Annotated in this window: 17 protein-coding genes; 6 read left to right on the forward strand and 11 right to left on the reverse strand. The window is 37.7% G+C overall.

All coding sequences use genetic code 11. From position 1 onward, the window contains the following. Positions 1-60: 60 nt before the first annotated feature. The 5 genes from AC4G3L_RS04915 to AC4G3L_RS04935 form a co-directional block, all read right to left on the reverse strand. The gene (locus AC4G3L_RS04915) at positions 61-957 is read right to left on the reverse strand and encodes a phosphate ABC transporter substrate-binding protein PstS family protein (protein ID WP_491075852.1); all 897 of its coding nucleotides are present in this window, start codon (positions 955-957) and stop codon (positions 61-63) included. 339 nt (positions 958-1,296) lie between these two features. After that, positions 1,297-3,378, reverse strand: a complete 2,082-nt coding sequence (locus AC4G3L_RS04920; protein WP_491075853.1) for a peptidoglycan D,D-transpeptidase FtsI family protein — start codon at positions 3,376-3,378, stop codon at positions 1,297-1,299. 93 nt (positions 3,379-3,471) lie between these two features. Next, positions 3,472-4,680 (reverse strand): MFS transporter, encoded by a 1,209-nt coding sequence (locus AC4G3L_RS04925; RefSeq protein ID WP_491075854.1) that lies wholly within the window; start codon positions 4,678-4,680, stop codon positions 3,472-3,474. A gap of 169 nt (positions 4,681-4,849) precedes the next feature. Then, on the reverse strand, positions 4,850-5,458 hold the full coding sequence (locus AC4G3L_RS04930) for a superoxide dismutase (RefSeq protein WP_491075855.1): 609 nt from the start codon (positions 5,456-5,458) through the stop codon (positions 4,850-4,852). Between the two features lie 126 nt (positions 5,459-5,584). Further along, a complete protein-coding gene (locus AC4G3L_RS04935) occupies positions 5,585-6,067 on the reverse strand; it encodes a DUF456 domain-containing protein (protein ID WP_491075856.1) in 483 nt (160 codons plus the stop codon). A gap of 156 nt (positions 6,068-6,223) precedes the next feature. Here AC4G3L_RS04935 and AC4G3L_RS04940 point away from each other — a divergent pair, with 156 nt between their 5' ends. From AC4G3L_RS04940 to ispG, 3 genes are all read left to right on the forward strand, one after another. Further along, a complete protein-coding gene (locus AC4G3L_RS04940) occupies positions 6,224-7,015 on the forward strand; it encodes a DUF1189 domain-containing protein (RefSeq protein WP_491075857.1) in 792 nt (263 codons plus the stop codon). 192 nt (positions 7,016-7,207) lie between these two features. After that, the gene (locus AC4G3L_RS04945) at positions 7,208-7,498 is read left to right on the forward strand and encodes a hypothetical protein (RefSeq protein WP_491075858.1); all 291 of its coding nucleotides are present in this window, start codon (positions 7,208-7,210) and stop codon (positions 7,496-7,498) included. Between the two features lie 116 nt (positions 7,499-7,614). Next, complete coding sequence (gene ispG, locus AC4G3L_RS04950; RefSeq protein WP_491075859.1) at positions 7,615-8,736, forward strand: flavodoxin-dependent (E)-4-hydroxy-3-methylbut-2-enyl-diphosphate synthase; 1,122 nt, start codon at positions 7,615-7,617, stop codon at positions 8,734-8,736. Positions 8,737-8,783: 47 nt separating this feature from the next. Here ispG and AC4G3L_RS04955 read toward each other — a convergent pair whose 3' ends face one another. Next, on the reverse strand, positions 8,784-9,152 hold the full coding sequence (locus AC4G3L_RS04955; protein ID WP_491075860.1) for a hypothetical protein: 369 nt from the start codon (positions 9,150-9,152) through the stop codon (positions 8,784-8,786). A 160-nt stretch (positions 9,153-9,312) separates the two neighbouring features. On the opposite strand from AC4G3L_RS04955, the gene AC4G3L_RS04960 reads away from it, so the two are divergent. Then, positions 9,313-9,909, forward strand: a complete 597-nt coding sequence (locus AC4G3L_RS04960; RefSeq protein ID WP_491075861.1) for a 5' nucleotidase, NT5C type — start codon at positions 9,313-9,315, stop codon at positions 9,907-9,909. A 20-nt stretch (positions 9,910-9,929) separates the two neighbouring features. Here AC4G3L_RS04960 and AC4G3L_RS04965 read toward each other — a convergent pair whose 3' ends face one another. From AC4G3L_RS04965 to AC4G3L_RS04975, 3 genes are read right to left on the reverse strand one after another with little or no spacing between them, the layout of a single operon-like run. After that, positions 9,930-10,364 (reverse strand): Fur family transcriptional regulator, encoded by a 435-nt coding sequence (locus AC4G3L_RS04965; RefSeq protein ID WP_491075862.1) that lies wholly within the window; start codon positions 10,362-10,364, stop codon positions 9,930-9,932. A gap of 13 nt (positions 10,365-10,377) precedes the next feature. Further along, positions 10,378-11,211 carry a metal ABC transporter permease gene (locus tag AC4G3L_RS04970; protein WP_491075863.1) on the reverse strand — a complete coding sequence of 278 codons (834 nt, stop codon included), beginning with the start codon at positions 11,209-11,211 and terminating at the stop codon, positions 10,378-10,380. A 15-nt stretch (positions 11,212-11,226) separates the two neighbouring features. Continuing rightward, the gene (locus tag AC4G3L_RS04975; protein ID WP_491075864.1) at positions 11,227-11,982 is read right to left on the reverse strand and encodes a metal ABC transporter ATP-binding protein; all 756 of its coding nucleotides are present in this window, start codon (positions 11,980-11,982) and stop codon (positions 11,227-11,229) included. Between the two features lie 147 nt (positions 11,983-12,129). On the opposite strand from AC4G3L_RS04975, the gene AC4G3L_RS04980 reads away from it, so the two are divergent. Next, positions 12,130-12,387 carry a DUF2624 domain-containing protein gene (locus AC4G3L_RS04980; RefSeq protein ID WP_491075865.1) on the forward strand — a complete coding sequence of 86 codons (258 nt, stop codon included), beginning with the start codon at positions 12,130-12,132 and terminating at the stop codon, positions 12,385-12,387. Between the two features lie 37 nt (positions 12,388-12,424). Here AC4G3L_RS04980 and AC4G3L_RS04985 read toward each other — a convergent pair whose 3' ends face one another. Both AC4G3L_RS04985 and AC4G3L_RS04990 read right to left on the reverse strand, forming a co-directional pair. After that, a complete protein-coding gene (locus AC4G3L_RS04985; RefSeq protein ID WP_491075866.1) occupies positions 12,425-13,321 on the reverse strand; it encodes a deoxyribonuclease IV in 897 nt (298 codons plus the stop codon). 14 nt (positions 13,322-13,335) lie between these two features. Further along, complete coding sequence (locus AC4G3L_RS04990; RefSeq protein ID WP_491075867.1) at positions 13,336-14,631, reverse strand: DEAD/DEAH box helicase; 1,296 nt, start codon at positions 14,629-14,631, stop codon at positions 13,336-13,338. A gap of 210 nt (positions 14,632-14,841) precedes the next feature. Here AC4G3L_RS04990 and vrrA point away from each other — a divergent pair, with 210 nt between their 5' ends. Then, on the forward strand, positions 14,842-15,450 hold the full coding sequence (gene vrrA, locus AC4G3L_RS04995) for a VrrA/YqfQ family protein (protein WP_491075868.1): 609 nt from the start codon (positions 14,842-14,844) through the stop codon (positions 15,448-15,450). Positions 15,451-15,464 lie beyond the last annotated feature (14 nt).

Consider the following 15,464-nt stretch of genomic DNA (forward strand, 5'->3'; position numbering starts at 1 on the left):
CTCCTTTCCAGTAAACAGATAATAACAGGCTGAGTGAGAAAATCCTGTTATTTCTAAGGATTATTCTTTATTTTCAAGTGCTGACATTGGAATGTATCCCATTTTGGTAACTGTTTCGGCGAATTCATCACTCCTAATGAAGTCCATATAACCTTTAACAGCTCCGCCTGCTTCTCCTTTAGTTACCATATATTCATAGGACCAGAAAGGATAGCTTCCATCGGCAACGTTCTCACTTGTAGGTTCAGCCCCATTAATGGTTACGGGTTTTAAAGATGAGCCTTTCCCCTCAGCGAGGTAGCTCATAGCCAGATAACTAATCGATCCCGGAGTGGAATGAATAGAGTTTTCTACTGCACCGTTAGAATCCTGTGTTGTTCCAACGCCACCATCTATACTGATATTCTTCATAATTGTTTTTTCAAAGGCATATCGTGTGCCTGATGATTCCGGCCTATTGACGACATTGATTTCAGAATCAGAACCTCCAACTTCTTTCCAGTTTTTAATTTTCCCGGAGAAGATTCCTTGGATTTGTTCAATTGTTAAGTTGTCGACATCGGCATCTTCATTTATCACAATTCCAAAAGCGATACCGGCTATTTTATAATCGACCAGTTCATTCGCTAATTTCTCATCTTCAATTTTATCTGCTGAAGGAAGATCGGAATTTCCGATATTGATTGTACCACTAGCCACTTGATTTATACCTGTTCCGCTTCCACCGCCTTGAACAGTAACCGATACATTCGGGTTTTTCGCCATAAATTCATTCGCTGCTTCATCAGCTAAAGGTAATAAAGCTGTAGAACCTGCTGTATTTATAATTCCTGTGTATCCTTCTTCTTCAGAGCCGCTACCTGCCTTTGCTCCTCCTCCATTATTACTGGCACAACCTGCCAGCAAACCGATCATAAGTAACAAAGTAATCATAAATACTGATTTCCTTCTACCCATTTCCAATCCTCCTGTATACTCTGGTTCTTATTTAATAGATGTCATTTTAGTCTTTACATTTTCTATAGTAAGGAATAATTTTAAATTCAGTATTAAGGAATTGTAAACTCAGTGTAAATATTCAGATTTTTATTGTAAAGATTGTGGTTAAATTCATTCATTTTCACTAAATATCATCCGTGTAAAAATGAATAAAAAGGGTGGGGATTAGTTCACTTATTTGAAGTGTTCATGTTATATGGTGGGATTTTTTTTTAGGTGCCTGAGAAGGGGAAAACCAAGTAAAAAAGGGCCGCCCCAACACTGAGGCCACCCTTCTATCAATCTTTTAATATTTTTTTATTTCTTGGCACGTTCTTCTTTTAAATCAAAGTATTTTTCGTAAACTTCTTTCGCAATTTCCAGATTCATCTTATGGCCTGAAGAATTTTGATAGGCCCATGGCACTACAACGCTCATAGCTATTTCTGGGTTATCAGAAGGTGCATAGGAAACAAAAGTAATATTATATGTTTCTGGCTGCATCGTGCCCCTTTCCCATTTAGGACCATCGTAAAAGGCTTCCGCTGTACCCGTCTTACCGGCAGGTTTATAATCAGCATTTCCAAAATAAGAATAGGCTGTTCCCCCGGTGGATTGCGTTACTTGCCTGAACCCTTCTTGTACCCGTTCAATCCACTCAGATTTCATAGGCAGAGTATTGAGCACTTCTGTTTTAACCTCTTTTATAACCGGACCAAGCGTATCATTCTTTTCATCATCCACTGGTTCACGAACTTGTTTTAATACATGCGGTTTAATACGGTTCCCGCCATTTGCAATAGTTGAAACATATTGAGCCAGCTGCAGAGGAGTATACGTATCATATTGGCCGATGGAAAAGTCCATTAATAAACCCGGTCCCTGTGAAGATCCTTTATAGCCAATTTGTTCACCAGGTAAGTCTAATCCAGTTTTCACACCTAAACCAAATTGGTTGTAATTGTTCCTCATTGTAGCAAATGCTGAGTTATCAACTCTTAATGACTTTCCTGGAACATAATTACCATTACCTAGTGCAATCGCTGTTTTAAACATGTATACGTTGGAAGAGACTTTGAGTGCTTCAATATCGCTAATATTACCAAAATTCTTCCACGATTTTTTGTCAGGTGTCCCTTTAATCTTCATTGGTCCATCAAAAAGGACCTGTCCAGGGTTAATTGCACCAGTTTGATAACCCGTTAAAATAGTTGCTCCCTTAACAGAAGAACCCATGGCATAGGAAGATGTAAATGTTCCCAAAGCCATATCATTCATTTGCATTTTTCCGTTATCATCCGCGGCGTATTGCTTACCAGCTAAGGTTAAAATTTCTCCCGTATTTGGATTCGTTACAACGACAAAAGCGCGATCTAGGTATTTTGTATTCCCGCTTGCTTTCTTTTGTTTCAATTGCTTTTCGATAATCTCTTCAGTTGCTATTTGAAGATCCATGTCAACCGTTAATACAAGATCTTTACCTCTTTGCCCTTCAGATATAACTTCTGTACTGACTATATCTCCGGATGTATTCGTTACATTCCTGATTTTTTCCTGTTGTCCTCGTAATAAATCTTCGTACTGCTGTTCTAAGTATGAAGTTCCGACTCTATCATTTCGACTGTAGCCCCTAGCTAAATAATAGCCAGTTTTATCAGAGGGTAATCCCTCATCAGCACTTGATACTTTCCCTAAAACAGATTTAAGAGTATCACCATACGCATATTTACGTTCCCAATCCGTTGTTGTATCAACGCCTGGTAGAGATTCAATCTGCTCATTCACTCTGGCTACTTCTTCATAAGTCGTATTATTATTTTTCACAATTTGCGGAGTTAAATAGTAACCGGAAACAAATTTGGTGTAAATCGCCAGTACTTCCAATTCACTTTGGCTGAAATCAATTTCCTTTTCAGTAATGCGATCCAGCTGCATCTTGTAAATATCATCATCAGTAAGTTTTCCATCACTTAATTGCTGATATTCTTTTTCGGTAATTTTCTTTTTAGCAGCTTCAGGATTATTTAAAATCCAGAAGTCTTTCTTATCTCGTTCACGAACTTTATCTGTACTAACCTCAATGAGTTTAGATAACTTTCCAGCTGTTTCAAGCATCTCTTTACTTGACGTTTTTTGTGTTCGCGTGTAGGTTATGGCATATAGGGGCTGATTATCAACAATAATTTTTCCATATCGATCATAAATTTTTCCCCTCGGCACAGAATTGCTGACAGTCACATCTTCCGTCCGCTCTATTTCACGTTTATAGTCATCTCCATATACAATTTGAACAATTCCTAAACGGAGTATTAATGCAGAAAACATCACAAATACTGCAAAAAATAGTAAATTCAGGCGAACAGGTACATGTTTTTTCTTTTTCTTTTTTCTGACTTTCACTGTCCCCATCCCTTCTAATACACATTTCTTATCATTTTATTATCAATTTTTAAAGATTAACAGAAGTAAAAGATTCCAGCAACTTTTAATTGTTTATAGCTTGATATCCTTCACAAAATAATATACAAAAATATGACCGGAACCCAGTAGCAATAGTAATATTTTGATGCCACTACTCTCAGGTAGAGTTTTAATAAACAATATAAATACAAGAATTGATACGGTTCTTCCCAAATTTAAAAACAATTCCCGGATTACGACATATTCAATACGATGCTCTCCTGCTTTCCAGGAACGTCCTATTACATCATACGTGACAGACATGTATGGGACAAGCAATAAGGGATACGCCACAGCAAGTATGGATGCATATGTAAGCAGTTTGGCGAATGACACTTCGTATATCAATAAAAAAATTGAACCATAAAGAAAAATAACCCCCGTCAGCATCGACCATTTCCGGTAACGAACCCTTAAATATCTGCCGACTAAGAAATAGGCAATAAACGATATCCCTGAACTTAATAATCCATATGTACCTAAAGCCATCTCACTACCTGTTTCGACAAATACAAAAATGGAAACGACAAAGAGAAATGTCCCTTCTCTTAGCCCCTGCGAGAAGTTGGCATATGTAATTCTCCTCCAGTCCTTGTTGTGTTTTCTTTCTTCAAAAATACGCTTCAGCCTGTACTTCCCGGTAGCCGCTCTGCTTTTTAAATTAAAACTGACAAGCACTGCCACAATAAATAAACATAAGGAAAGTCCAAAAATAAGCAGATAACCATTGTTATCGGTCAAAACAGTAATAATATATCCTGCGAAAAAAGGGCCAATCATCCCTCCTATAGAACCAGTTATCCCCTGGAGACCATTAAATGTATCTCTTGTTTCAGGTTCAGTAATTTCGAATGTCAGGACATTGTATGCTAGCCAATAGAATCCATATCCAATCCCAAGTAAACCACCAATCATAATAAGATAAAAGTGATTGGTAGAACTGAATGTCAGGACCGCTATATAAAATGCAGCTAAAAACAAGATCCCAAGCCTAAGGACAATAATGCGATCGATATGTTTAGCCAATCTTCCTGCCAAAATAAAGGTGATTCCCTGAAGGATAACCACAGACAGATTATAAATTCCCAGGTTGATCAGTGCCTCCGACTGTTTCCATAAATAAATATTAACGAATGTGTTGGAAAGTGCCGTACTTAACGAATAAAGAGCTCCAATTAACAAAAGGATGTAAAGTTCCTTATTTGCTTTTATTTTTTTGATTATTTGATTATCTATATTCATAAAAACGCCCCTTTTAGTTCACGGTTAGTTTTCCAGTAGATAATCCTGTTATGTAGATTTAAATCATTTGGTATTTGTTAACAACTCAGGCCTGTTACCTAGAATACAAAAAGGGGATACAGGAAACGAACAAGTGTCCGCTTCCTGTATCCCCTTTTAAACATTTTGATTATTTTGCAGCTGTATAACGTTTAGATACTTCATCCCAATTTACAACATTCCAGAAGGAATTAATGTATTCAGGACGACGGTTTTGGTAGTTTAGGTAGTATGCATGCTCCCAAACATCAAGGCCAAGAATAGGTGTTTTACCATCCATTAATGGAGAATCCTGATTAGCAGTACTGTAAAGATCTAGTTCACCATCTTTAACCGTTAACCAAGCCCATCCGGAACCAAAACGAGTAGTTGCAGCTTTAGCAAACTCTTCTTTAAAGTTTTCAAAAGTTCCAAATTTAGCTGTAAGTGCGTCAGCTAGTTCTCCAGTTGGTTCGCCACCGCCATTAGGTGATAGAATTTCCCAGAATAATGTATGGTTAGCATGTCCACCGCCATTATTTCTAACAGCAGTACGAATGCCTTCAGGAACAGATTCAATGTCCGCCAGAAGATCTTCTAAGCTTTTTGCTGCCAATGCTTCCTGTCCTTCTAAAGCAGCATTTAAGTTAGTCACATACGTGTTATGATGTTTTGTGTGGTGTATATTCATTGTTTCTTTGTCGATATGAGGCTCAAGTGCATCATATTCATACGATAATTGTGGTAAAGAATAAGCCATAATTCTCTTCCTCCTAATAATTGTGAATGTAAGCACTTTCGGGCATTTCTGTAAATTTAATATGTTACGAAAGTCTATATCTTTAGATTAGCAATAGAACCCATTTTTATCAACCTTTATGCTTATTCAGAGAACGCAGATAAAGAAATATACAATCATGATAATCTGAATGATCAATTTTGTTATCACACTGCCGACAAATCCAAGCACTGAACCTGTACCAATTTTAAGAGCATTTTTAAATGATTGTTTGTGCACCAACAATTCAGCTAAAACCGCACCTAAAAACGGGCCAAGTATAATACCAAGAAAAGGAATAACAAACGGACCAACCAGTAACCCTATTGTACTACCCCAAACCCCTGCTTTTGAACCTCCAAATTTCTTTACACCATAGAGATTAGCCAAATAATCGGCTCCAAACAAGAGTAAAACAAACATCCCTTGAATTAACCAGAAAAACCAGGAAAATGGTTCAAATGAAAAGAATAGGCCATATAGAAGCATCCCGCCGATTATAAATAGGACACTCGGAATAACAGGATAAACCAACCCTATAAAACCAATAATAAACACCAGCCAAATCAAAAGCCAATACAACCATTCCATCTTCGTCACTCCTCTATAACATAATGAAATACCCATTTTATAAAATTTACTAACACAATTTTCGCGTTGATTCGCTAATAACGCAGTACATTCTTGTCATAATGACATAAGCCAGCTAGAATAAAGTATGAAACTCAAAAAAAGGTGTTGTAGTCCATGAATATATTTTCACAATTTATTAAAAGTTTATACTCGCCGAAGCACATTGCTTCTTTTCGGTTTCAGGGTATAGGCAAGACCATCCTCTATGCTTTTTTATTATCTTTGTTAACTATTTTACCCTCTGCCACTTATCTTACGAATTATATCCTTGAGGGGACAGATCGTATGGCAGAAGCATTAATAACAGATTTTCCTGAATTCGAAATTAAAGATGGCAGACTTTACTCAGACGAGAAACTACCTGTCATTATTGAAAAGGACACAGTCACATTTCATTTTGACAGTACTGGTAGCCTAAAGGCAAATGATATTACCAATATGACTGATATCGATATTGGAATTCTTCAGGATGAACTAGTCCTCTCGGCAAATGGCCAAACACAAACACTTCCTTATTCAATGATATCAGGACTCGAATTGAATAATGAGAAGACAAGCGATTTTATTAAATCTTCAAAAGCATCCCTTTACATACTAATCGGACTTTGCATTGTCATGATGTATCTGTTTACAACGGCAATCCTATTCCTGGAGATTACACTTCTGGCTTATATCGGCGGACTATTTATCTCTGCTATGAACAGAAAAGCTACTTTTGGACAACAGTGGAGATTGGCCACCTACAGTTTTACTTTGGCGGTTACATTCTTTACCTTTATGAATTTTATTCAGGTCCCGGTGATTGGAGACGTCTATGTTAAATGGTTTATTACATTAATGATGATCTACCTTTCTGTAAAAGAAATGCCCATTCCAAAAAGTAAGCAAAAAACGATACAGCCTTAATCTAAGAAACCCTTCCGAATTCCTGCGGAAGGGTTTTTTTAGTGCCGAAAAATAGAATTAAAAAGATAATCCGTACAAATTACCACTGGCATTACTGTCAAAGTAAAAACAGTCAAAAACATTTTAAAATCAATTCTATTATCTCTACTAACTTCATATAATCTAGTAAACGAAGGAAGGAGAGCGATAAAGATGAAGAAGATACTCCTTTTTATTGGCTTTTGTTTAGTAATATACTCCATTTATTTTGATATAAATGTAGGCACCCTTCCAACTTACTCTGAGAATATGGATAAAACAGATGAAAACTACTATAATATAAAAGTAGAGCCTGGAGATACCGTTCTTTCTGTAGTAGAAAAAAAAGAAGGTACACTTCCAGTACCTATAGATCAAATTATCGAAGACTTTGCGTTATTAAATGATGGAATTATTCCTGAAGAAATAAAGATTGGACAATCTTATCGCTTTAAAAATTACTAAAAAGCCAATTCATAATCCACTTTATTGTTATTTTAGCCAAAACGCTGATACAATAATTTAGAAGATAATATATATATTGGTATTGGGGCAAATAGCCTAAAAGGAGAGAATGACCAGTGAGTGAACTAATACATCGTACAAAAACCCGCCCAGTAAAAGTGGGTCCACTAACGATTGGTGGCAACGATGAAGTTATTATACAAAGTATGACGACAACGAAGACACATGATGTAGAAGCGACTGTCGCCGAAATTAATCGCTTGGAAGAAGCGGGATGCCAAATTGTACGCGTAGCTTGTCCTGATGAACGTGCTGCCCTTGCAATTGCTGATATTAAAAAGCGGATTAATATACCTTTGGTAGTAGATATTCATTTCGACTATCGTTTGGCCTTAATCGCGATTGAAGGCGGAGCAGATAAAATCCGTATTAATCCGGGCAATATCGGAAGACGCGAAAAAGTCGAAGCTGTTGTAAAAGCAGCCAAAGCGAAAGGAATTCCTATTCGTATTGGCGTCAATGCAGGATCATTGGAACGTAAAATCCTTGAAAAATATGGGTACCCTACAGCCGATGGTATGGTTGAAAGTGCTTTGCATCATATAAAAATCCTTGAGGATTTAGATTTCCATGACATCATTGTATCTATGAAAGCTTCTGATGTGCGCTTGGCAATTGAAGCCTATGAAAAGGCAGCACAGGCTTTTGATTATCCATTGCACCTTGGGATTACTGAATCTGGTACTTTATTCTCTGGAACCATTAAGAGTGCAGCAGGGATTGGTGCATTATTAAGTAAAGGAATTGGGAATACATTACGTATTTCTTTAAGTGCTGATCCGGTTGAAGAAGTAAAAGTAGCCAGAGAACTCTTAAAAGTTTACGGCTTATCAGCTAATTCAGCTACATTAATATCCTGCCCTACTTGTGGACGTATAGAGATTGATTTGATCTCCATTGCCAATGAAGTGGATGAATATATTCAAAAAATAAAAGCTCCAATTAAAGTGGCAGTATTAGGCTGCGCTGTTAACGGACCTGGTGAAGCCAGAGAAGCCGATATCGGTATTGCAGGAGCGCGCGGAGAAGGCCTATTGTTCCGTAAAGGAAAGATTGTTCGCAAAGTACCGGAAGCAGTAATGGTTGAGGAACTGAAAAAAGAAATTGATATCCTTGCTGAGGAGTATTACGAAAAACAAAGACTTGAAAAAGAAAAAGCAAGCTTAATACAAGAATGAAGGAGAGGAGCTGGTCAGAACCAGCTCCTTTTATTATGCTCACCCTGTTAGAAAAAGGGATATACCAATAAACCCGCAATAACTGAAAATACACCAATAACAATGGCTGCGATACCCATAATCCGCGATTCAGTTTTTGTCGCAAAGATTCCTACAATAATCCCGCCTGTCCCAAAAATGACTGGCAGTATAAAGAGTGAGGCAATTGATAAGCCTAACGCCAATATACCAAAGCCATTTAAAGCAGAAGTAGCAATACTGCCATCTTTTTTGTGAATATGGCGGTATTCGGCAGGATCAATAAATTCAGCTGAAGCTTCCTCGTTAGAGTTGAGTTTCTGAAAAGCTTGTTCATTACGGCCATTCATTGTATTTCTTTGGATTTTAGCATTCGTATGTCTTTTTGATGTTGACATTCAATAATCTCCGCCTTCCTATAATGGAGCCTTTATAGTGTACTCCATTGGCCATGAACTCATGAGCAGGGATTGTTTCATGAATCTACAAAATTTAGAAAAGCAATTTGTCGCTTTTTGATGTAAACTACAGTCAAATATATTTTGGAGGAAATGCTTAATGTCTAATCCCAAACGATTTGGAATCGATATTGACGGGACGATTACAAGTCCGGATTCCATACTTCCCTATATCAACAAAGCCTTTCGACTGCAGCTTACATTAGAGGATATTAATCAATATGAATTATACCCATTTGTGAATGTACCGGAGAAAGAATTCGATCAATGGTTTCAAAAACACGAGCCCATCATTTATTCGGAATCTCCTATAGCCAAGCATGCAAAACAGGTTTTACAGGAGTGGAAAGATGTATTTGAATTGTACTTTATCAGTGCCAGAAATGAAACCTTATTACCCGTCACGAAACAATGGTTTAGTGAAAATGATCTGCTTTACCACCATATTGAATTAATTGGCACACATAATAAGATTGCAACCGTAAAAAAACATCAGATTGATCTGTTCTTCGAGGATAAACACGATAACGCTGTTGGCATTGCAGAAGAATGCAAAATTCCGGTCATCTTATTTGATACACCTTATAATCGAAAGGCCACACCGAAGAATGTCGTCCGTGTAGGTGACTGGAGAGAAGCCTCTCAATGGGTAAATGCATGGGTTAAGGAAATCAGTAATAAAAAGGAGCCATTCTAATCAGAATGGCTCTCTCTCTTTTACGATGGATGTACATTTTCCTGTAAACAGCAATCTGGACATTTTCCATATATTTCAAATTTATGACCTGAAATATCATATCCTTTAAAGTCCTCTGTAATTTTTTCCATAGGACATGCATCTACATTACGGGTCTCCCCACATACCATACAGATGAAATGATGATGGTGATGATTACCAATGCATGCAAAACGAAATCTTTTTTCGCCTGAGAGTTCAGTCGTTTCCAGAATTCCCAAGTTTGCATACAATGATAAGTTCCGGTAAATCGTATCGTAGCTCATACCCGGGTATGAGCTTTTCAACTGTTCAAGGACTTCTTTGGCTGTTAAATAACGATTGCTCTTCGAAAAGAGTTTCAGCATATCTTCACGCTTTTCAGTGTATTTGTAGCCTCTATCTTTCAAAAGTTGCATTGCTTCTTTAACATCCATTTATGATACCTCCTTACGCTGTCATTCTCCATTTTTTCATTAAAATCGTGATTAAAAGAATGATAATTGCCAATACAACGATTGTACCACCGGGAGCCAGATTTAAATAATAAGATGTAAATAATCCCCCTATTACGGCCAGTTCTCCAAACAGAATGGAAATAAAAATGGTTTGTTTAAAGCCCTTTGCTACTTTGAGAGCGGCAGCAACCGGTAAGGTCATTAATGAAGAAACAAGCAGCACACCCACTATTCTCATTGAAATAGCAATAACCAAAGCCACGAGAACGATAAAAATAAAGTGAATGGCTTTAGCCGGGATTCCGGAAGTTTTGGCATGCTCTTCATCAAAGGATAAAAGAAATAATTCTTTATATAGCAATATAACGATTGCGATAACAGCAATACTGATTGCCAAAACAATCCATAAATCTGTTCGGCTTACTGCGCTGACACTCCCAAATAAATAGCCGAATAAATCTGTTGTAAACCCATTTGCGAGTGAAATAAAAATCGCTCCCAAACCCACTCCTCCGGAAAGAATGATTGGAATGGCAAGTTCCTGATAATGCTTGTATACGGAACGAAGTCGTTCTATAAAAAGTGATCCCGTTACCGAGAAAGCCATCCCCATATATAAAGGATTTAATGAACTAAGCGCAGGCACTTCCTTACTTAGTAGCAAACTGAACGCAATTCCAGTCAAGGTTACATGGCTAAGGGCATCTGCAATTAAAGAAAGTTTTCGCACTACAATAAATACACCCAACAGCGGAGCAATAACCCCGATGACAATCCCCGCAAGGAAGGCATTTTGCAGAAATTCATATTGAAACATTGATAACATACTACTTCCTCCAAATTAATGGTCATGTGTTAATGTATAAACATCATGGCCATAAAAAGCTGACATATCCTTATCATCCAAATGTTCATATTCACATGTATTCCCATGAAAATGTATTTGTTTATTTAAACAAGCAATATGAGTGACCTTTTCCGTAACGGTCCCTGTATCGTGAGTGACCAGAATAAGCGTCAATCCAAGGTTACGGTTTAAATCGTATAGCAGATCATAAAAATTAGAGACATTCTTTACATCTACACCAACTGTAGGCTCATCCAGTATTAACAAGGAAGGATCACTGACCAGTGCCCTTGCAATGAATACCCGTTGTTGCTGACCGCCTGATAATTCTCCAATGGGTCTTTTGATGAAACTCTGCATTCCCACTTCTGTGAGCGCTTTTACTACTTTTTGACGATGAGTTTTGTTATAGAAGCGAAAAAGTCCTATTTTTTTTGTTAGCCCGCTTGCCACTACTTCTTCCACTGTAGCAGGGAAACCGCTGTTAAAGGAGTTCGCCTTTTGTGACACATAACCAATTTTCTCCCATTTTTTAAATTTGCTTATTTTCTCACCGAATAAGAAAATTTCGCCTTGCTGTATTTTATTTAATCCGAGCATCAGTTTCAGCAATGTGGATTTGCCAGATCCATTCGGTCCGACAATAGCGAGGAAATCTCCATCCTTTACGGATAAATTTATATCCTCCAATACGTTTTCTCTCTCATATTTATAACTGACATGTTCTATTTTAATTAAGTCATTATTCATACTCGGCCACCTGTTAATAAGAATGATTACGATTTATCTCATGTAGTATACAGGACAATTTCAGTAAAGTAAACATATTTACTTAATATTGTATTATTTAGTTCATTTCTTTCTTGTCTTTTCATATGGTAAAAACGGGGTGGTAATTTGAAGCTATTTGAAAGCATTGTCAACTTAAAGATCAATCGTATCACTGCCAGTGAATTGCTTAAGTTTGCAGAGCAGCATGGTTTGACTTTATCAAAAACGGAAGCTGAAGATATAACCAAACTAATCCGAGGGAAATCCATTAATATTTTTGATCAGAGTGAACGAAAACAGCTCTTGGGAGAAATCGAAAAAATCACTAGTGCTAAGAAGGCCCAGCAAATCGAGAAATTATTTGATAATATGACCGGAATTTAAAGAGGAAGCAGTACAATTGTACTGCTTCCCACTCTCTTTATACCATTTGCCCAAGCATGGAAGTTTGAAAATCTACCCAGACTCCATCTCTTAGCATATCAATTTCATATTTATACGGTGCCTTTTTGTTCGTTTTATCCGTTCCAACAAATGGAGTCTCCAATATTTTGGGTACAGATGTTAATTGCGGATGATGTACAATGTAATGGAGAGGTTGAAAACCAATCTTTCCATATCCGATATTTTCATGCCGGTCTTTTTTCATCCCACATTCGTTTTTACTGTCATTAATATGCAGAACTTTAATACGGTCTACTCCGACTGTTTTATCAAAATGGTTTAAAACGCCATCAAAATCATTCACAATATCATATCCCGCATCATGTGTATGACAAGTATCAAAGCAAACACTAAGCTTATCATTATGTGTAACACCATCGATAATCATTGCTAATTCTTCAAAACTTCTACCACACTCTGAGCCCTTTCCTGCCATCGTTTCCAATGCGATTTGGACTTTTTGATCAGGGGTAATCACTTCGTTTAATCCTTCGATGATCTTTTTAATACCTATTTCTGAACCTTCCCCAACATGTGCACCTGGATGCAAGACAATTTGGTAGGCTCCCAAAGCTTCCGTTCGTTCGATTTCCGAACGAAGAAAATCGACACCTAATTGGAAAGTAGCAGGATTTACTGCGTTACCAATATTGATAATATACGGAGCATGGACAACGATATCGCTCATCCCATTTTCCTCCATATGCAATAGACCGGCCGCAATATTCAAATCCTCAATTTTCTTTCTTCTTGTGTTTTGAGGAGCGCCTGTGTAAATCATAAATGTATTGGCACCATAAGAAGCCGCTTCTTCACTTGCACCTAAAAGCATTTTCTTTCCGCTCATGGAAACATGTGATCCGATTTTAAGCATCCATCTGACCCCTTTTATTTTTTCTTTATGCGTCTTTCTCTCTTTTTAATTTTTTCTACTTCAGCTTTCACTTTCTTTTTATAGCCAGGTTTTACTTTACGCAAATGCTTCGAGAATTTGCCGTATTTCTTTACCTCGCCGGCTGCTTTGGGTTGATTTTTACGTTTTTTACGCTTATTGCGATCATCAATTTCAACCCATTCGCCTTTTACTACGTCATGGTTGCTGAATGTTACTCCCATGGATTCAAGTTTATTTAGAGCTTGGTCATCCTTCTCTTCATAAAGGGTAACAGCTACTCCGGACATTCCTGCACGCGCTGTACGGCCGCAGCGATGAATATAGAAATCCAAATCTTGAGGAAGTTCATAATTAATCACATGGCTTACGCCTTCAATATCAATTCCTCTTGCTGCTAAGTCTGTTGCTACAACATATTGATATTTAAGCGCATTGATTTCCTTCATAACTCTTTTTCTTTCTCTAGCCGGCAGGTTACCATGTATTCTGCCTACTTGCATTCCTTTGTCAAGCAAGGCATCTGCCAGCTGATCTGCGTTTTGCTTTGTGTTAGCAAAAATAAGCACAAGGAACGGATTTTGAAGTTCAACAATTGATTTAACCAATTGAACCTTGTCACGGTGTCTAACAGGAACTAGAATATGCTCTAATTTTGCTACAGACACTTTTGTCGGATCCACATGGATATGTTTTGGATTATTCATATACTTTTTCAAGAATGGCTGAAGTTTTTCTGGAATGGTAGCAGAAAATACAAGCATTTGCAGCTCAGGCGCCATTTTCGAAGCAATTTTATCCACATCTTCCATAAATCCTAAATCGATCATTAAATCAGCTTCATCAACTACTAAAATATCGGCGGAAAAGACGTTCAATGCATTTTCTCCCGATAAATCTTTAATACGTCCAGGTGTACCGATTACAAGCTGCGGTTGAACGGTAAGTTTGTCGATTGAACGCTGTTTATCTGTTCCACCTACATAGCTTTTTATATGAATTTGTTTATTTTCAGGAAAATGCTCATTCAGAGATACAGCAGCTTTATAAATTTGGACTGCTAATTCTCTTGTCGGTGCTGTAATTACAGCCTGTACTTCCATCTTTTCATGATTGATTCTTGCCATGATTGGCACTAAAAAAGAATGGGTTTTTCCAGTACCTGTTTGTGACTGGCCTATAATACTCTTACCGCTGAATACAGCTGGAATAACTCTTTCCTGTATGATTGTCGGCTCCTTAAAACCTACCTTCTCAACAGCTTCCATTACATATTCGGGTAACTTAAACATTTTAAATGAACTCATTTTTTACCAACTTTCTGACATGCTTACAAGCTTTTTAGCAACTATCCTTCTCATATTACCTTATGTGAAGGACTAATAACAAGTTTTTGTGGATTAAAAGCCTATTCTTTCATATATTCGCACTTTACCGTCCCTGCCTGACATATTCTATTATGTGAACCTGAACAAGAGACAATATAGAAAGGAGGGAAACATATGCCACCCATGAGGCCACCTATTTTTGGACCGCCACGAGGACACGGCTTTATCAGAGGTTCAGCACCTCAATTTAATACAAGAGGATTTTTCGGTCCACCTATGCCCCGAGGAGGGATTCCTTTCAGAGCAGTAAACGCACCCAAGCAAGGCGGAGGATTTCTGGCGTCTTTGTTTGGCAGAGGGGGAGGTTCCGGCCTGGCACAGGGTGCCAACACAGCTGCTAAAGCAGCCAGCGGAGGTTCTACTTTGACAAATTTCATGAACAGTACGCAAAAGGTATTAGCAGCCGGCGAACGAGTTGTACCAATGGTTCGCCAGGTTCAGCAATATGGACCACTTATTAAAAATTTACCGTCCATGTGGAAAATTTATCGGGGATTAAATTCAATTACCACTGAAGATGAAGCAGAAGAACCTTTCAATCAGGTTGAATCAAGCGTTTTGGAGTCAACCGACCCTATAGAGACTTCAGAATCCGTTAAAAGCTCTAATCAGAAAAATGATGAATCCAGCGAATTAGACTTAGCACACGAGCTTCCTGAAAGCACATTAATAAAACCGAAAATCCCTACTGTGAAACCATCCGTGCCAAAACTTTTTATATAAACGTTCAGCGCCCC

This window comes from Bacillus sp. z33, assembly GCF_058313615.1.